Raw genomic sequence first — 17,915 nt, 5'->3', positions numbered from 1 at the left:
TGACCACGCATGTCGATCACCACAGAAGCGTGAGGTTGAAAAGGGCGGAGTAGGCAACTTCGTCACCGTATAGCTGCTTGAAGCCATCGCCCGGTAACAGCGCCGCCGCAGACGCGCGGAACACGATGTTCTGCGTGAAGTACGGCCGCCAGATGAAGGCAATGGACGCATCCGTGCCGATCATCGGATCAATATCTGCCTGTTGGCGCGCGGCTTCGAGTACGGCCGTATCAGCAAAGGCGAGCTGATTGATGTTGGTCGAGACACGCCACTGCGGTGTGAGATCGAGGTCCGCGCCGATCCCGAGCAGCAGCAAGCCCGGGTTCGTGAAATTGGACTGCCCTTGGGCCTTCGAACTGCGCAGGGAATTCAGGATGCCGTTGCGCCCTGACAGGGTGACCACACCCCCGCCGATGAGCGGTACATTCTGTCGCACCCAGAAACTGGTATCGGCGCCTGCGAACAGCGGATTCTCGAAGACTGCGTCAAAGCCGTTCTCCGCATCGTCGTAGGGGTCATCGTCTCCCGAGGCATAGAGCGCCGACAGGCGGATGCGGCGCCAGTCAAAGTCGACCGAGACTTCTGCCGCACCAAAGAAGGCGCTGATATCCGTTTCTCTGTCGACAAAGACCCCTCTATCCGCGCTGCCGAGCGCCAGGTAGCTCGAGGCGGAGAGATTCACGCGACCGAAATGGCCCTCGCCGTTATAGCCGAGGTAGACCACATCGTAGCTTCGCGGTTTTTCGAGACCGATCGAGGCCGGACGCTCGATGAACCCGTTGTTGTTGAAGAAAGGCGCGTTCTCGCCCTCGGTATTGCGGTTGTACAGCACGACTGCCTGGCTGGTGAATCCAAGCCGGGGCATGTCCTGCCAGTAGAGATTGAAGACGAAGACGTCGTCGTCCCTCAGCGATTGGCCGATGTCATTGAGTTCGCTGTTCGTGTCCTTCTCCAGACGCCTGAACCAGGCGATGTTGTAGAGAACGACGTTGTTGCGACGATTTCCGAAGAAGCGCAAGCCGAACTGCTGGTCGCGGAACAGGAAGCCGCGAAAATCGACGTTGAAGGGTTGGATGCCGAAACGAACACTGTCGAAGTCGTATTGCGTCGAGACGTCCCGAATGTGGTAGTCAATGAACAATTCCTGCACCGCAAAGAAGTTGTCCGATCGCTCGCGCCCGCGTGCCGGGTTGATGCGCACTGCGCGGTTCTGCTCGACCTCTGCGTAGTTGAAGTTGTAGATGGGAGTGAAACGGAACTCCCAATCGGGCGGCATGAAGGTGGTGTCTCCCCGGTACAGCACGAAGGAGCCCACCAGGTTCTGCGCAAACAGTGTCTGGTCACCGTCACCAATGAGATCGAAGTTGCCTGGAGCCCCTTCTCCCTGCGGAGCGACGGGGGTCGGCAAACGGCGCGGCTCATACTGCGTATCGGACACCAGCAGCGTGTTGAAGAACCAGTCCCCGAAAATGGGGCGGTCTGCCTTCAACGTATTCTGGTTGTAGGGGTCCCACCACGGATAATCGCTGATGCCCAGGCGCTGGGTGAGATACCAGCGCTCGTTGCGGACGGTCTCCTTGGCGTAGTTGGCGTCCCGAGGCGGCTTGGCGACAGGCTGAAGGCCGGTCGCCGCGTTGAAGTCGAAGGGCTGGCGATCCCTGACCGGCGACTGCGGCCCAGGTCGCTCGCCCGTGGCGGTCGGTGTGGCCGCCTCCGACTGACCAGGGCGCCGACGCTCGACCGCCGGTCTTGCACCTGCCGACGCATCGCGGGCCGGCCCGTCGGTGGCGGGACGGCGGCGCTCGCTGGTCGGTGTGGCCGAAGGCACCGGTGCCTCCGCGCCAGGCCGGCGCCGTTCTACCGCCGGTTGCAAGGCCGGATCCGGCCGCGCGCTCGCGTCTTCCTTCGGCGCAGCGGGTGTGTCGGACACCGAGCGCTCTGAAGGCGTCGGCTGCGTTTCCACCGCCGAATCGCGTTCCGCCCGTTCGCCAGGGCGGCGGCGCTGCTCCTGCGCATCCACGGCGGTCCAGGTGACGAGCAGCATCGCGGCGAACAACACGGAAGCGAGCGGCCGCACCCTCGTGGAGGACTGACCAGATACCGAAGGCATGGTCCTTTTCATGACCTCAGAGTCCGCTGCAGACATCCTGCACCTCCGGGTCGTCAAGGAACGGCGACTGTGGGCAAATCACCCAGCGCAGGAACAGCTCCCGCGCATCTTCGGGATAACGTGGATCCTTCGCCTGGAGCCGATCGGCCCGAATGGCGCTGGGTGCATTCTGGATATCGGTGTCTGCACGCTTGCCGACACGATCAATGGCAACAAATGGCAGGAAGTCGTCCTGCTCCAAACCATCACCCGACAGGCCTATAGCGCCCACCAGGCGCCCACTTCCGTCGTAGATCGGGAAACCACCCGCGAACAGCGTGATGCCGTTCCTTGCCTCCGCGAAGGGGGCATCCTGGCTGAGGCCCGCGCTAATGCCGGAATAGCCCGTGCAATTCTGCTCAACATCCGTATCGAACAAGGGCGGCCCGCCTGGCGGCCCCAGTTGGAGGACGTAGGCCAGGTGGCGGACGACTGCGTTATATACGAGGTCGAGCTCAAGACCTGTCGAGAAAAGACTCCATTCCCCCGGCGGCCGACTCAATGGACCCTCCGGTGCGGGTCGAAGGCCATTCGGACCGTTGAGACCATCCGGATAGAACGGACGGGAGATATTGCCAATCGCGCGCGTTGAGTATGCAAATGCTCCGTCGCTGAGCGCATCAGGCTGGTCGAAGAAACGCTGAAAAGCATCGACATAGGCCGACGGTGACGAGGTCTTCAGCTGCCCGGAACCTGCCCGATTGAAAATTCTGGCAAGGTCTCCGCTTCCCAGATATTCCGCATCGGGAAGGGCATCGATTCGACTTTCGGCGACGGCTGAGGACAGCAACAGCGCGGAGCGTGCCTTCTGCGTCGTGACGTCGACGGCATCCACCAGCGCGTCACGGGTGCGCGCGGCACCGAGCACATCGCCGTTGATGTCCACGATTGTGACATGGATACCCGCCTGCGATCCCAATGGCTTTCGTACCTGGCTGCGCGAGCGGTTCGCCAGCTCGATGGATTCGGCCAGCAGCAGCTCGACTTCCTGTGCACTCAAGCCCGCCGTTCCATTGCGGGCGGGAAAGCGGTTGGTATTGGTTTCGTCGACAAGCACGAAGGCATCGAGCGCGTTGAAGCGGTCGGCCGGAAGATTGGGAAAGTCCGCGGGTAGCGCCGGCCGGACGCCGGACTCCGGATTGCCAAAGGCCGTGCCCGCGCGCAGCGGCGGTGGGGGATCGGAGGGGTCATCGACGGTGTACCCCAAGACGGCCTGCAGGCCTGCGGGCAAGGTTGCGAACGCCGGTGCGGCCGCTGGATCGACGGCGAGGTCGTCAAAGTCGACCTGCGCAAAACGCAATGTCTTGCCTTCCACCGTGATGACATCGGCGCGCCGGTCACGCGGCGCCCCATAGCCGAAACTCGCAGCCGTGGCGATCAGTTCGTCACGCAGGTCCTCGTCGCGATCCGTGATCGTGCGATCGAGTGAATACTCGCCATCGGCGATGGCCGCGACCGCTCCCACCAGTACACCATTCTTGTAGAGCGGCAGTGCGCCGGGATCGGCCGCAAAACCGATGGCGGCGCGATGGGGACCGGGGCCGGGCCCCACCCCATTAAAACGTCGGGAGATGTCCGAACAGGGCAACTGGCTGATCTGCACACCGAACAGAGGCCCACCCGGCGTATTGAACTCACCGGGATTGAAGTTCTCCTGGATGATCTGATTGGCGGTGCGCGTCGTGAACGCATTGCCCTCGGAGGAGAAGTAGGCCGCCGTCAGTGCCTTCGAGATCACCGCGAGATTCGCGGTGACGATCTCAACCCCATCCAGGCCGGCATCAACCGGCAAGCCCGTGATGGGCTCCTCTCCGGACGTGATCTGCACCGTTTCCGAAGCGCCCGCCATGCGATATACGGCAAGCACATTGCCGACGCGGTCGACCACGCCGATAGTTGCGGCTTCGCCCCGCGCGTCCGCCTCGGCGACCCCTTGCGCCACGATGCGACCGACATCCGCGACACTCAAGCGCTCGCCTGCGGCAGCACCCGGCGTTGCGCTTGTCGCCTGGCACGTTCCATCACATGGCGCCGGCCCCAGGCCTATGCCTCGGGTCCCGCCGGCGCGGTCTCCGGAACAGCTCGCAAGTACCAATGCCAGCGCGACCCCCGCCGCAAACCGGCTACCACCCTTCGGCAGTCCCTGCCCCATTGTCTGCTACCCCCTGTTTCGGACCTAGCACCGAATGCGTGGCTGTATGAAAGCCATGACAATCCGTGCAGGTCGAATCCACCCCCAAAGTTGATCCTACGCCCGAGTGACAAGTCCGGCAAGCGTCAATGTCAGGCAGCAGCAAATCCGTTGCCTCTGACGATTCCTGCGCCGCGTGGCAGCTGGCGCAATCCACCCAACCATGATCGGCATGGGTGAAGCGAGCATGGACGAACCAACTCTGGCGCAACTGTGCCGGCAGGACCTCGATCTGATCGCCGGCGCCGGGCTGCACCATGTGGCACTTGGCGCACACGCGGGTCGTGAAGACTTCCTCGACCATTTCCTCGGCACTGGGTGCCCCGCCGCGATCCACGGTGGGTCCGGCCCGGCGCCGGTCCAAGGCGCCCAGATTCGGCCGGAAGGCTTCACGCGGCAGGGCTTCCACGGCCGCAGTGACCTGCCGACGCACGACCTCCGGTTCGGCATGCGGCAAAGCGAGCAGACGGTCGCCCACCGCGACATCCAGCTGATGGCAGCTCTCGCAATCGCGTTCGAAGGCGATGGCACGGAAACCGACCGCGCCAGCATCGGGGTGATGGCAATCGGCGCAGATCAGGTGTTCGACGCCATCCGGTCCGCGCACGCCCTCGCCATCCAGGTGCAGGTCGTGCGGAAAGAACAGACCTGCATTGTCCTCAGGCTGCGCCTGCATCGCGATGCGTTCCACAACGCGCGTATCGCCGTCAATGCGGGCCACGGTCGCGCGGAAACCTGGGTGCGCATCGAAATCGTGTACGGCATGCATGTCCGCGCTTTCGGGGAAATCCTGCGGCGCGGCATGGCAGTCGACACAGATCTGTGGGCGTTGCGGCAAGACGGCATGGGCATCGCCATGCTCACGGTGGCAGCTCGCGCAACGCTGTTCTTCCATGTCGCCAAGACCCACTTGCTGGGCCTGATCGCTGTGGTGCGCAATACCCTGATGACAGTCCAGGCAGGCCGTGTTCTGCACGCGCACGAAGAGACGTTCGTGACAAGCCGAGCAATCGTTGGCGAAATGCTGATGGCCGTTGCTGATGACGCCCGAACTCCACCAATCGTCGGTCGGCAGCACGGCTTCTGCCGCTGGCGGCGCTGGTACGTAGCGCATCGCCAGCGGAACGATCAGTGCAAGGAGCAATACCAGCAGCGCCCCAATGTAGGCGGATCGCCGGATGCGCAGTCCCGTCGCCTGCAGATCAAGCCGCCGCTCCGCCACACCGGGACTTGCGGGTTCTGAAACCAGTTCGATCCGCAAAATCAGGGTTGTACTGTCCGGTGCGACGGTCACCTGACCGCGATGCGCGCCAATCCGGAAAACGTCGCCCGCGTGCAAGCGCTTTTCCTCGCGGATGGTCTCGCCGTTCACCTCCACCCCTAAAGGAGAGCGGCAGCGAAGCAACAGCGTGCTTTCCGATTCAACGGCAATTTCGGCGTGATGGCGTGCAACGGCCATGCCCGGCAGGGTGACCGTGGCATCCTCTCCGCGACCCAGGGCGATCGTGCCCTTGGACGTCACCGTCTCGGGGGCGCCGCCGTCGCGGACAATGTCGATGCGCAGGCTCATGGGCTACCAGTAAAGAAAGACCGAGACGATGTGCACCAGCAATGCAGCCAGCAGTGCAATCGTCATCGGAATGTGTAGATAGAGCCAGATATTCAGCCGCGCCCGCAGTGTTACATCACGATTGATGCGCTCGACCAGCGCCTTGCGCTCCGAGGTCACTTTCAGCAGCTTCTGCAACTTCTCGGCGCGCGGCTCGCGCCCCGCGTCGAACAACTGGTCGGCGAAGAAGGCTATGGTGGCCTGACGGCCCCCGGCCGCCTGCTGAGGGGTCGCCTTCATCTGCGTGTCCTTCAGTTTCAGGAACTCTTCAAGCGTGCCGCTATCGCTGCGGATATAGCGCCCGCTGAGCTGCTCGCGCAGGCTCCCGCCCAGCTTCGCGTTGGCAATGGAACGGGCCACAACGGCATGGGTTTCACTGTCGATCTGATCCGCCAGCTTGAGGGCCTGCTCGCCGAGCCGCTCGACGCTCGCGACCATCTCCCGGAACTCCATGCCCTCGCGCGCACGCGTGATGCGCGTGGGCAGAATGGCATAGGCGATGACGCCGTACACGCCGCTTACAATCACCAACACCATCAGGCTGTAGGCAAGCGTGTGTACATTCCAGCCGAACTGGAAACCGGTATGCAGCGTCGCCACCACCAGCAGGGACAAGCCGAGATAGACATGCGCACTCACCCACCCCTGGACGCGGCCTCGGCCGGCGCGAAAGCTGCGCTTGCGAACCCCCAGCCAGGCCAGCCAGACAATCAGTACCGCGCCCAGCGTCCCCAGTCCGTAGCCCAGCCAGGTGTTGCCGCTGGGTGGGAAAGGTGGGTTATCCACAAGGTAAGCCGCTATGCACAACCCGCATAGCAGCAAGGCCAGCTTGAGGTAGCGAAAACCGGCATACACGAAAATGGAACGGTGTTCCGTTTCCCGACTGCGCACCCGCTCCCGTGGGGCGCGCCATCGCGCCCACAGTTGCCTAACGGCCTCCACGTGACAGGACCTGGAAGAAGGATTCAGGGCCGACGCGAATGGCCGCGCCGGTCGGACAGGCCTGTACGCAGGCAGGGCCTTCTTCGCGATCACCACACATGTCGCACTTGACTGCCTTCTTGATGCTGTTTCCTCCCGATGTCCCCTTGATTTCGGCGCCGGGCTCCGGCCCCATCCCCGTCAGCAACCACTTCAACAGACTGGGCTTTTCCTGACTGGCAACGCCCATTTGAATCACGCCGTAGGGACAGTTGCGCTCACAGTTGCCGCAGCCGATGCAGGTGTCCTCGATGTAGACCTCGCCGTTGGGCGAACGGTGAATGGCATCAGGCGGGCAGTCCTTCATGCAGTGCGGATGCTCGCAATGCCGGCACGATGTCGGCACATGAAGGTTGTTGAAGGTGGCTCCCGCCTCCCGGTCCAGCCGGGACACATTGCCATGCGTAGCGGCGCATGCCTTCTCGCAATAGTCGCAGCGAACGCAGAGTGATTCGTCGATGAGCAATGCATCGGTCGCCTCACCCATGCCCTCCTGCAGCAGGAAGTGCATCAGTGCGCCCCGTTCCGGGGAACGTTCAAGCTCGAGACGACGATGGATCTGCTCGCTGAAGCGCGCCCGTACGCTTTCCTTGATGTCCGGATAGCGGTCGAGCAGATCCAGAAAAGGCTGCGCAGGCACGCTGATGGTCTGGGTCTTGATGGCCGCGCGCGCCGTCTGCTGGCGTTCGGTTCCGGCAATGACGTCCAGTTCACCGAAATAATTGCCGCCGGGCACGTAGTTGAGAATGACATCCTCGTTCGCGCCCGGCACCGACAGGGTCACAGAGCCCGAGCGAATCAGATAGATGTGGTCGGCGGCACCCCCCAGCTCATAGATCGCCTCGCCGGCTCGGAATTCCTGCAGTTCGGCCTGCGCCACCACGTCGGAAAGCTCATGCTCGTCGACCCCGGGAACCAGATAGCGGTCGAGCGCGCGCATGGTGAAGGTGCGGTCGACGAAACGCTGCACCTTTTCATTGCTGGCAATGAGCTTGAGCATGGCCCGCCGGGGCACCTCGACCGTCAGCAGGTCTTTGCCGGCCCGTACCGTCGCGCTGCGCGGCCGGCCGGAAATCAGCGCCATCTCACCAAAGATGCGCCCCGTCTTGATCCTGGCGCGCTTGGAGAAATCGCCGCTGCCAAACTCGACCCAGGCCTCACCGGACACGATCACGAAGACCGACGCCCCATAGTCGCCCTGCTCATAGATGCTTGCACCCTCGTCGAAACCGCGAATCCGGCTCTCCAACAGGAATTCGCGCAGCTGCAGACGGTTCATTGCCGAAAAGATGGGGGACCGCGCGCTCAGTACGTCAAGCACGACGTCGACGTCGTCGACCCATGGAAAGACCGAAAAGCGCTCCTTGAGGATGGGCTCGTCGGCGGGCCGTACCGGACGACCACAGATGGTTTCCACCACCTCGTAGCCTTGATTCATGGCCTGCTTGATGAGCGGATATCCGGCCAGGGCGCCGACGATGTAAAGCCCGGGCACATTCGACTCGTAGGTGGACGACACCTGCGGCACCGACGCCGGATCGTCGTTGGGAAATTCAACACCGCAGGACGCCACGAAGGCACGCGGCGGGATGGCCCCCAGGCGCGCAATGATGCGATCGCAGTGGACCTCCACCTGGTCTTCCGCCGAATTCAGGCGCAGACACATACTGCGACCGCTGTCATGGTCGGGAGACAGCGACTCAATGGCGTCGACGGTCGTGTCGTAGTGGCACGTCAGCGCCCCGTCGTCGATGGCCTGCAGGATCAGATTGTTGTTGCCTTCCTTGGCGCGCGAAAACTCGTTCTTGCGATTCACGATGTGCACCGTGTTCTGCTTCGCAAGCGCGACTGCGTTCTCGATGGCGGCATCCCCTGCCCCCACCACCACGATGACTTCGCCGCGATATTCATCGGGATCATCGAGGGTGTACTGAATCCCGGGCAAATCCTCGCCGGGGGCGCCGAGTTTGCGCGGATTGCCTTGGACGCCGATGCCAAGTATCACCGTATCCGCGGTCACCCCCTCCCCGTTCTTGACCGAGAGATGGAAGACGCCCTGGTCATCACGCGCAATCGCGGTGACTTCCGCCTCGTAGCGGATGTTGACGCCCTTCTCCTCGACGTCCCCGTACCAGGCATCAAGAATGGCCTCCCGCGTCCCGGCTTCGAAGCGCGCCGCCGCACGCAGCGGAAGAATCCCCGGTTCCGCCATCACGTGCTTTCCTTTCTGGTAGCGGAAGATGGTGTTGGAAAGATTCGGCTTCGCCTCCAGCAGCACATGCGAATCGCCCATTTCCGCTGCTCGGCACGCGGATGACAACCCGCCCGGCCCTGAACCGACGATGGCCATTCTGTAATGTGCGTTGGCGTCGGTCATAGAGGATTCCGCAGGCTGCCGTCGAGCGAGTGTAGTTCAGGAAGTGGGACAGACCAAGGCACGCTCGATGGCCTGCACGCATTCAGCGCATGGGCCTCATCCAGCCCGGGAAGATTGCGCTGAAGCGGATGAAAGCGCATCTTAAGGGTGGGGGATGAGCCATGATCATGGGGCACGATGTGAACGGGCAGATCGACTTTCGACGTCTTGGGAGCGTGTGGCGGGCGCTTGCACTGCTGGCCTGTGCAGGTATCACGGGTCAGGTCGTGGCGCTGCCACCCGAGATGCCGTGGAACATGCCGGCCGAGCATATCGGTGTCGCCACATGTGCTGGCAGCAACTGCCATGGCTCCGCGCAGCCTTTTGATGATTCGCCGGTACTGCAGAACGAATACTTCACCTGGCAGCGCAAGGACGCCCACTCCAACGCCTACAAGCTGCTGATCACCCCGGAGTCAAAGCGCATGGCGGCCAATCTCGGGATCGGCAAGCCAGAGGAAGCCACCGAGTGCCTGACCTGTCACAGCGATTATGTGCCCGAAAACAAGCGCGGCCGACGCTACTCCCTGAGCGAGGGCGTGGGATGCGAGGCCTGCCATGGAGGAGCGGAGGATTACCTCGGCCCGCATGTCACCGGCAACACCCATGAGGAGAACATTGCCGACGGCCTCTACCCGCTCGCCGACCCTGTGGACCGCGCACGGCTATGCCTCAACTGCCACATGGGCAGCACGGACAAGCCCATCGACCACCGCATGATGGGCGCTGGTCACCCACCGCTGGAATTCGAGCTGGACACCTTCACCAATATCCAGCCACCGCATTTCCGGGTCGACGCCGACTACAAGCGCCGCAAGCCTTACGCGCCCCCGGCGAAAACCTGGGCCATCGGCCAGCTGATTGCTGCGGAGCAGTTTCTCAGCGGGCTGCGAAGCAACCGCATGCAGGCGGAAGGCATGTTCCCCGAACTTGTGTTCTACGACTGCAATGCCTGCCACCACCCGATGCGGCCGCCACGGTGGAGCGAAGGCGCCGGTGGTCCGCTTGGGCCCGGAAAGGTCCGACTGGCCGATGCCTATCTGGTGATGAGCGGCCACGTCATCGATGCTCTTGCGCCCGCGCTCTCGGCGCCCTGGCAGTCTGCCCTGGATGCGCTGCACTTCGCCTCGCAACGCTCCGTTGGCGCCATCCAGTCGGATGCAGCGACGCTGGCAGGACTCGTCGCGCAGGCGCTGGATCGGCTCCGGAACCAATCCATTACCGATGCCCAAGCGCTCGAACTGATGCGCCGTATCGCCAGCTCCGGGGCGAAGGGCGATGCCGCCGACTTCACGGCCGCAAAGCAGATGTTCTACGGCCTCGAAGCCCTGCTGGCGCAGGTCGGGGCCAGCAACAAGGCGCTTGCCGAGCGCCTGAACCCTCCCATGGATACGCTGTTCAAGACACTGGATGCGCAGGCCCAATACGATCCCAGCCAGATGCGCGGTGGCCTGAAGCAAATCCAGCAGGTACTTGCACAAAAGGCGGGTTAGAAGCGGGTGCTAAGCTTGCGCGGCCTTTTCGGGGCGGGGAAACATAAACGCATGGACTTTGATCTAGCCGGCGCCACGCACGAAGGCACAGTGCGTGATCACAACGAAGACGCCTTCGGCATCGATGAGACCGTGCCGGTTGCCGTACTGGCGGACGGCATGGGGGGATTGGCACACGGTGAGGTGGCCAGCAACGCGGTGGTCCGGCACACCTTGGCGGGCGTGAAGAACGGCCAGAGTGCGGATCAGGCCATTCGCTCCGCCCATCGGGAAATCATCGATGCCGCCGCGGGCAGCGCGCAGCGCATGGGGTCCACCGCTGTAGTTGTGTGCCCCGCGGCGAAGGGGCTGCGTGTCTTCTGGGTCGGCGACAGCCGCGCCTACCTCTTACGCAAGGGCCAACTATCGTTGCTGACGCGTGACCATTCGCTGGTCCAGGGCCTCATTGATGCGGGCGCCATCACCGAAGCGGAAGCCGAACAACACCCCAACCGCAATGTGGTCACACGCGCGGTAGGCATCGACGACAATGGCGGTCTGGACATCGACCATATCGATGTCGCCACCCAATCCGGTGACCGCATCCTGGTCTGCTCGGACGGGCTCCACGGATACCTGCCGCACGACCGCATCACCTCCATCCTCGGCGAACACAAGAGCAACCAGGCCGCCGCCGAGGCCCTCATCGCCGCGACGCTTCAGGAGACGGAAGCCGGAGACAACGTCAGCGTCATATGCCTTACCGTTCCATAGCGTGCTGAAAGCAGGCGACATTGTCGGCAAATACAAGATCCTGCGCTCCCTGGGCGCGGGCGGGATGGCTGACGTCTACGAGGCGGAAGATCCCAGTCTGGGGCGCCATGTGGCGCTCAAGGTGCTGCCCCCGGAGATGACCCGCAACAAGCAGCTGATCCAGCGCTTCGAGAAGGAAGTGCGGGCGGCGGCTTCGCTCAACCATCACGGCATCGTCACCGTCTTCGAAGTCGGCGAGCACGAGGGTCTGCACTACTACTCGATGCGCCTGCTGACCGGCGGCGACTTGCGCGATCGCATCGAAGCCGGGCTGTCGGAGATCGAGGCGCTGGCCATCCTGCGCGAATTGGCCGATGCCTTCACGCATGCGCATGACCGCGGCTTCGTTCATCGCGACGTCAAGCCGGAAAACATCATTTTCGACGAGCAGGGCTACCCTGTTCTGACCGACTTCGGCATCGCCAAGGCGGTTGATTCCGGCACACGCGTCACCGCCACCGGCGTCTCGGTCGGTACGCCGCGCTATATCAGTCCGGAACAGGCGCGCGGGCGGACGGTGGACAACCGGGCGGATATCTACAGCCTGGGCGTGATCCTCTACGAGATGCTCACCGGCAAGCCGCCTTATGACGGTGAAGAGTCGCTGGCAGTCATCTTCCAGCACGTGACGGAACCCATTCCCCGGTTGCCGGAGGAACAGGCGCACCTTCAGGCGTTGATCGATGCGCTGATGGCCAAGGCACCGGAGGATCGGCCCGAATCGGCAGCTGCGGTGATTCAGCTGATCGACGAGCACCTGCCACGGCACAGCACGCAGGATTTTCGCAGCGAGACCGGCGCAACCCAGAGCAATCCGCTCGTCCAAAGGATGATGACGCCGAGTGGTTTGCGCACGAGCAGCAACAACAAGACGCAGATCACCGGCAGCAAGAAGGCAGTGGAGTCACAGCCCCCCCCTGCCGACGAAGCGGAAAAGGATGCCCAGAGCGCCGAAGCCCGCGAGGCAGCGGAGCGTGAGCAGCGCGAAGAGCAGGCGCGCAAGGAGGCCGAACGCAAGCAGCGTGAGGATGCCGAACGCCGGCAGCGCGAGGAGCAGGCGCGCAAGGAGGCCGAACGCGAGGCCGCCGAGCGTAAGCAACGCGAAGAAGCCGAACGGCTGCAGCGCGAGGAACAGGAACGCAAAGAGGCCGAACGCCAAGCGGCCGAGCGCAAGCAACGCGAAGAGGCCGAACGGCTGCAGCGCGAGGAACAGGAACGCAAGGAGGCCGAACGCCAGGCGGCCGAGCGCAAGCAACGCGAAGAAGCCGAACGGCTGCAGCGCGAGGAGCAAGCGCGCAAAGAGGCAGAGCGTAAGGAAGCCGAACGCAAGCGTCGTGAAGAGCAGGAGCGCAAGGAGGCGGAGCGACAGGAGGCCGAACGCAGAAAGCGCGAAGAGGCAGAGCGCAAGAAGGCCGAAGAGGCGCGCCGCAAGGAGGAGCAGCGCAAGGAGCGCGAAGCTGCGGCTGCCGCGCGAGCGGAGGCCAAGCGCAAAGAAGACGCCCGCAAACAAGCCGAGAAGGAGGAAGCCGCACAGCGCAAGCGGGAAGCGCAGGAGCGCAAGCGCGCCGATGCTGCTCGGCTCAGGGAAGCCAAACGCCAACAACGCGCCGAATCCGGGCCAATGCTGTCCGACGCACGCAAGCCGGCCGCCCTCATCGCCGTTGCCCTGCTGCTTGCCACCGCCGTGATCTTCGCGATCTGGTGGGCACGCGACCCTTCCGAAGTACCCGACGCAGAACCGCAGGTCGCCCCCGGCGCGGCCGATGCTCCTGAAACGCCGGCCGAGGCGCCGGAGCCACCGGTTCTGCCGCGACAGGAGCCCGAGGAGACACCGCCTGCGCCGGCTGAGGAAACGCCTCCCGAACAGGATGCCCTGCCTGCTCCGGCAGAGAAGCCTTCGGAAGTCGCGCCGCCTCCGGAAGCATCACCGCCTCCGAAGACCGCCCCCGAGCCGGCACCAGCCCCGGCTCCGGAGCCCAGCCCGACTCCTGCGCCGAAGCCCGAACCCCCTCCGGTACCGGCGCCGGCGCCTGAAGCTGCGCCGGAGCCCGCGCCCGAACCAGAACCCGCACCTGCGCCCGCGCCGGCGCCGGCTCCACAGCCCGAACCTGCACCGGAGCCAGCACGCCAGCAGGAGCAAGGGCTCAGTGAGGAAGAGCGGCTGATGCGCGAGCTGCAGCGCGAACGCGAGGCGCGGCGCAATGCACAGCAACAGCGTGCGTCGGAAGCGCCGGCACCGTCCGCGCCTTCGGCACCAGAAGAAGGCTCACCTTCTCAGAACGCACCCGCGAACGCGGCGCCGAACGAGGACGCACAGAAGGATGAGGAAAAGCAGGAGCGCCTGCGCCGTATCCCGGGCTTCTAACCGCGAGGTGGACGGCGGATCAATGCCGCCTAGTCGACCTCGAAGCGGACAGGCTCGCTGTCCTGGTCCGCCGGCAGGCTGCCCAGCCAGAAACGGCCGCGACCGAGCAAGGCAAAAGGCTCATTGCGCAGGTAGGCCATTTCCACCTCGCCCTCTCCGTGCGCCACGTAGGTCCCGTTGGTGCTCTCATCAACCAGTACGAACTTGCCGCGCCGATATTCCAGGCGCACATGTTGCCGGGATGCAAAGGCCGCGCTGACGACCAGATGGCATTCCTCGTGACGACCAATGAGGAAAGGCAGATCGGCCGGCGATAACTTGCACTCCTGATCTGCATATTGCAGCCGCAAGCGCAGCGCTCCGACCACGTGGCCGGGTGAGAACATCTCGGTATGGCTGCGCTGATCCCACACCAGTTGGGTGACTGCAATCGCCTCGCTGACACCCTTGACGGGGGTGTGGTCGAACATGCGCACCAGGCGCCGAAGATCGGCGGGCAGCGCGGCCGATGTCTGTTCGGTTGTGAGGATTTGCCCAGCTTTGGCCATGTCGGCGAGGCGTGCCGCGATATTGACCGCATCCCCGAAGTAGTCGCCATCACGGCGCACGACCTCACCGGCCGCGAAGCCGGCTTTCAATGCGAGGCGTGTGCTATCCCCCTCCAGCGGTGGGCGCAACGCATCCGACTGCATTTCCATGCACGCGCGGGCCACGGCTGCGACATCCTGAAACACGCACATGATGGCGTCGCCGATGGACTTGACATGCTCCCCACCGAAGCGGTGCGCGGTCGCAAGGGCGCGTTGCAAGGCCGCCGAGACCAGAGCCTCCGCCCGGCTGTTGCCGAGATCGCGGTACAGCTTGGTGCTACCGACGATGTCGACAAAAAGGACCGCGACGTGGGTGCTCTTCGTGGTCATCGTCGATCGCCGGGGGCGCGGACACGGCAGCGTGCGCCACCGTGCCCGCCGCCAGGCGGATTAACCGCCCATCGCCAGGAAGTTGTACTGATAGAACAGATGGCCATAGGTCTCCGTGAGATCAAAGCCATCTTCATCGTCGCTGAACTGCTGCAGGCGCAGTCCGAACGCGTGCGGCATTCCGGGCTTCGAAACGGCCGCCCGTCCGCTGATGCCGAAGAAATCGGCGGTCGCATTGTTCGGGAACTCCAGTTCGGTGAAGTTGACGGCGGCTGATGTGCTCACGGTCCAGTCACCGCCTACGCCGAAGCTCGGAAAGCCGACGCCAACGAAGGGTCCGGTTTCATTGTAGAAATCGTCATCAAAGGCACCGTCGCCCTGATAGCCGAAGCGATAGCCGATCGAAGCGCTGAAGTCCGCGGGAAGGAAGGCCCCCACCGACACCAGGATATCCGTGCGGTCGAAATCGGCGGTGTCATCGCCATCCACGGTCTGGTACTCGAGCGCCAGGTCCGCGAAGAAAGTCTCCCAGGCCACGGTATAGCCCGTCAGCAGCCCCACGGACAGCTCGGAAGAGCTCTCGTTTGCGCTCACTCCGCCCGCCGAAAACTCGAAGTCGAAGTCATAGACGCCCGCCAGCGCGCCTACGCGCCCCACACCCACCATCTGTGCTGCAACACTGCTTCCCCAAACAGCCAGTGCCACACCCACTGCAATCTTCTTCATCATTCGATATTCCCCCTGTGGTCCATCAAGAACGCTGCCCCCTGCGGGCGCAACCAGCGAGACGGTACTGCATCGCGATGCAGCGCGCCATAGTCCCGCGATGAGAGTAACCGGCAAGGGGGAACGATGGTCAAGCCGTTCCGCGTTCCGCAGGCTTGCCCCGCAACGACCAAAGAATCAGGCCGACACCCGCCAGGAACATCGGGAGGCAGAGCAGCATCCCCATGGTGAACCACGACGTCCCCGCCAGATAGCCGATATGTGCATCCGGGGTGCGGACGAATTCCACCAGGGAGCGGAACACCGCATAGAGCACCAGAAACAGGCCGCTGGTCATGCCACGCGGTCGTGGCTTGGCCGAGAACCACCACAGGATGGCCAGCAGCACGACGCCCTCGAGAATGGCTTCGTACAGCATGCTCGGATGCCGCGGAACACGGTCGACCTGGGGGAAGACCATTGCCCAGGGCAGATCACTGGGCTTGCCCCACAGCTCGCCGTTGATGAAGTTGCCGATGCGGCCGGTCAACAGGCCGAAGGGCACCAGGGTGACGACGAAGTCGCCCACCGCCGGCAGCGTGCTGCCGATGCGGCGCGCGAACAGCCACATGGCCACCAACACGCCCAGCAGCCCGCCATGGAAAGACATGCCGCCTTCCCAGATGCGCAGCAGGCGCAGCGGATCGTCCATGAAGGCGGCGACATCGTAGAACAGGATGTAGCCGATCCGGCCGCCCAGGATCACGCCCAGGGCGACATAGAACAGCAGATCACTGATGCGTTCGGCTGGCCACTGCCAGTGGGCGCGCCGGCCCTGGACAACGCCCAACCACCAGCATCCGGCAAAGCCGAGCAGATACATCAGCCCGTACCAATGAATGGCGAGCGGGCCGATCTGCAGGGCGACGGGGTCGAATCCGGGGTGAGTCAGCATGGCGCGCAGTGTAGCAGTGGCCGATGACGGCTCCGCTTCATTGCCCTGCATCCCAACGAAAACGGCCGCCCTGATGGCGGCCGTTGACGATGCGATAGCACACGGGATGCCTAGCGCCAGTCGTAGCCGAATTCCTGCTTGAATCGCGCGCCGAATTCCTCGTGCGTGAAGCGGTGGTTCTGCGTGCCGGGCCGCTCGATCTTGATGGCGCCCATGAGTGCGGCAATGCGCCCGGTGGTTTCCCAGTCGATGTCGTTGAGCAGACCGTACAGAATGCCGGCGCGGTAGGCGTCGCCGCAGCCTGTCGGGTCGGCCAGCGATTCCACCTTGCAGGTGGGGATCTCATAGGTCTTGCCGCCGGCGAAGATGTGGGAGCCCTTGCCGCCGCGGGTGACGATAAGGCCGTCGACGCGCTCGGCGATCTGCTCCAGGCTCAGCCCGGTGCGCTCGGTGATGACTTCCGATTCGTAGTCATTGACGGCGACATAGCTCGCCTGGTCGATGAATGTCTTGAGCGCCGCACCGTCGAACATGGGCAGGCCCTGGCCGGGGTCGAAGATGAAGGGGATGTCGGCCTCGGCGAATTGCTCGGCGTGCTGGATCATGGCATCGCGGCCATCCGGGGACACCGTGCCGATGGTGACGCCCTCAGTAACGATCTTCTGCTCGTGCGCGACGTTCATGGCGCCCGGGTGGAAGGCCGTGATCTGGTTGTCGTCCATGTCGGTGACGATGTAGGCCTGCGCCGTGTAGTGATCCGGCATGACCTTGACGTAGTCGCGCGAGACACCGTTCTTGTCCATCCACGCGGCGTAGTCATCAAAGTCGCTGCCGCAGGCGCCCATCGGCTTGCCTTCGCCGCCAAGCAGCTTCAGGTTGAAGGCGATGTTGCCGGCGCAGCCACCGAATTCGCGCCGCATATCCGGCACGAGAAATGCCACGTTCAGGATGTGAACCTGATCAGGCAGGATCTCGTTCTTGAACTGGCCGGGAAAGACCATGATCGTGTCGTAGGCCAGAGACCCGGTGATGAGTGCGGACATGTAGTGCTCCTTAGGCGATAAATTTTGGGGTCTTCGTTTGACTAGGCTCGCCCGTCCAGGGCTCACCAAGTCACCCGGCGCGGGCCGTCCTGGCCCGCGCGCTCAAGCGGACAGCGGCGTGCCACCGGCACCCCGCAAAGCACGTCCGCCCTCGCCCATGATCGTGTCGTAGGCCAGAGACCCGGTGATGAGTGCGGACATGTAGTGCTCCTTGCTTGGTATGAATTTGGGGGTGCGCTGGTGGGCTGGCGCGGGTGCGCGGGCCATGCGGACCCGCGCACCTCGCGCGAAGGCTC

General features: G+C 63.8%; 12 protein-coding genes. 3 read left to right on the top strand and 9 right to left on the bottom strand.

Annotated elements, in window-relative coordinates; all coding sequences use genetic code 11:
* Positions 1 to 16: 16 nt before the first annotated feature.
* The 5 genes from ACOOFO_RS04860 to ACOOFO_RS04840 all read right to left on the bottom strand — a co-directional run bounded on the left by ACOOFO_RS04860 (position 17) and on the right by ACOOFO_RS04840 (position 9,280).
* Positions 17 to 2,110: a hypothetical protein gene (locus tag ACOOFO_RS04860; RefSeq protein ID WP_420428537.1), complete on the bottom strand. Its 2,094-nt coding sequence runs from the start codon at positions 2,108 to 2,110 to the stop codon at positions 17 to 19.
* A gap of 16 nt (positions 2,111 to 2,126) precedes the next feature.
* Entirely contained in the window at positions 2,127 to 4,118 is a 1,992-nt protein-coding gene (locus ACOOFO_RS04855; RefSeq protein WP_420428535.1) for a heme-binding protein, read from the bottom strand.
* Positions 4,119 to 4,272: 154 nt separating this feature from the next.
* Positions 4,273 to 5,910, bottom strand: coding sequence for an FHA domain-containing protein (locus ACOOFO_RS04850; RefSeq protein WP_420428533.1), 1,638 nt, complete (start codon positions 5,908 to 5,910; stop codon positions 4,273 to 4,275).
* 3 nt (positions 5,911 to 5,913) lie between these two features.
* A complete protein-coding gene (locus ACOOFO_RS04845; RefSeq protein WP_420428531.1) occupies positions 5,914 to 6,735 on the bottom strand; it encodes a hypothetical protein in 822 nt (273 codons plus the stop codon).
* Positions 6,736 to 6,877: 142 nt separating this feature from the next.
* Positions 6,878 to 9,280: a cyclic nucleotide-binding domain-containing protein gene (locus ACOOFO_RS04840; RefSeq protein ID WP_420429646.1), complete on the bottom strand. Its 2,403-nt coding sequence runs from the start codon at positions 9,278 to 9,280 to the stop codon at positions 6,878 to 6,880.
* A gap of 194 nt (positions 9,281 to 9,474) precedes the next feature.
* Between ACOOFO_RS04840 and ACOOFO_RS04835 the strand changes: the two genes are divergently transcribed.
* From ACOOFO_RS04835 to ACOOFO_RS04825, 3 genes are read left to right on the top strand one after another with little or no spacing between them, the layout of a single operon-like run.
* Positions 9,475 to 10,839, top strand: coding sequence for a multiheme c-type cytochrome (locus ACOOFO_RS04835; protein WP_420428529.1), 1,365 nt, complete (start codon positions 9,475 to 9,477; stop codon positions 10,837 to 10,839).
* Between the two features lie 51 nt (positions 10,840 to 10,890).
* On the top strand, positions 10,891 to 11,592 hold the full coding sequence (locus ACOOFO_RS04830; protein WP_420428527.1) for a PP2C family protein-serine/threonine phosphatase: 702 nt from the start codon (positions 10,891 to 10,893) through the stop codon (positions 11,590 to 11,592).
* A 1-nt stretch (position 11,593) separates the two neighbouring features.
* Entirely contained in the window at positions 11,594 to 13,996 is a 2,403-nt protein-coding gene (locus ACOOFO_RS04825; protein WP_420428525.1) for a protein kinase domain-containing protein, read from the top strand.
* Between the two features lie 29 nt (positions 13,997 to 14,025).
* Here the strand turns inward: ACOOFO_RS04825 and ACOOFO_RS04820 are convergent, their stop codons facing one another.
* The 4 genes from ACOOFO_RS04820 to ACOOFO_RS04805 form a co-directional block, all read right to left on the bottom strand.
* Positions 14,026 to 14,916 (bottom strand): adenylate/guanylate cyclase domain-containing protein, encoded by an 891-nt coding sequence (locus tag ACOOFO_RS04820; protein ID WP_420428523.1) that lies wholly within the window; start codon positions 14,914 to 14,916, stop codon positions 14,026 to 14,028.
* Between the two features lie 60 nt (positions 14,917 to 14,976).
* Positions 14,977 to 15,645: a hypothetical protein gene (locus ACOOFO_RS04815; RefSeq protein ID WP_420428521.1), complete on the bottom strand. Its 669-nt coding sequence runs from the start codon at positions 15,643 to 15,645 to the stop codon at positions 14,977 to 14,979.
* A 127-nt stretch (positions 15,646 to 15,772) separates the two neighbouring features.
* On the bottom strand, positions 15,773 to 16,576 hold the full coding sequence (gene lgt / locus ACOOFO_RS04810; protein WP_420428520.1) for a prolipoprotein diacylglyceryl transferase: 804 nt from the start codon (positions 16,574 to 16,576) through the stop codon (positions 15,773 to 15,775).
* A 110-nt stretch (positions 16,577 to 16,686) separates the two neighbouring features.
* A complete protein-coding gene (locus ACOOFO_RS04805) occupies positions 16,687 to 17,619 on the bottom strand; it encodes a carbohydrate kinase family protein (RefSeq protein WP_420428519.1) in 933 nt (310 codons plus the stop codon).
* Between the last annotated feature and the right edge of the window lie 296 nt (positions 17,620 to 17,915).

Source organism: Algiphilus sp., from assembly GCF_965216485.1.
Lineage (GTDB): Bacteria > Pseudomonadota > Gammaproteobacteria > Nevskiales > Nevskiaceae > Algiphilus.
The sequence above is the reverse complement of the archived record's forward strand: the minus strand, read 5'-3'. Positions and strand labels throughout refer to the sequence as shown.

Bases quoted from the DNA above. Each gene is read 5' to 3' on its own strand.
- ACOOFO_RS04860 (WP_420428537.1), bottom strand. From the start codon at position 2,110: ATGCCTTCGGTATCTGGTCAGTCCTCCACGAGGGTGCGGCCGCTCGCT.
- ACOOFO_RS04850 (WP_420428533.1), bottom strand. From the start codon at position 5,910: ATGAGCCTGCGCATCGACATTGTCCGCGACGGCGGCGCCCCCGAGACG.
- ACOOFO_RS04840 (WP_420429646.1), bottom strand. From the start codon at position 9,280: ATGGCCATCGTCGGTTCAGGGCCGGGCGGGTTGTCATCCGCGTGCCGA.
- ACOOFO_RS04835 (WP_420428529.1), top strand. From the start codon at position 9,475: ATGGGGCACGATGTGAACGGGCAGATCGACTTTCGACGTCTTGGGAGC.
- ACOOFO_RS04830 (WP_420428527.1), top strand. From the start codon at position 10,891: ATGGACTTTGATCTAGCCGGCGCCACGCACGAAGGCACAGTGCGTGAT.
- ACOOFO_RS04820 (WP_420428523.1), bottom strand. From the start codon at position 14,916: ATGACCACGAAGAGCACCCACGTCGCGGTCCTTTTTGTCGACATCGTC.
- ACOOFO_RS04815 (WP_420428521.1), bottom strand. From the start codon at position 15,645: ATGATGAAGAAGATTGCAGTGGGTGTGGCACTGGCTGTTTGGGGAAGC.
- lgt (WP_420428520.1), bottom strand. From the start codon at position 16,576: ATGCTGACTCACCCCGGATTCGACCCCGTCGCCCTGCAGATCGGCCCG.
- ACOOFO_RS04805 (WP_420428519.1), bottom strand. From the start codon at position 17,619: ATGTCCGCACTCATCACCGGGTCTCTGGCCTACGACACGATCATGGTC.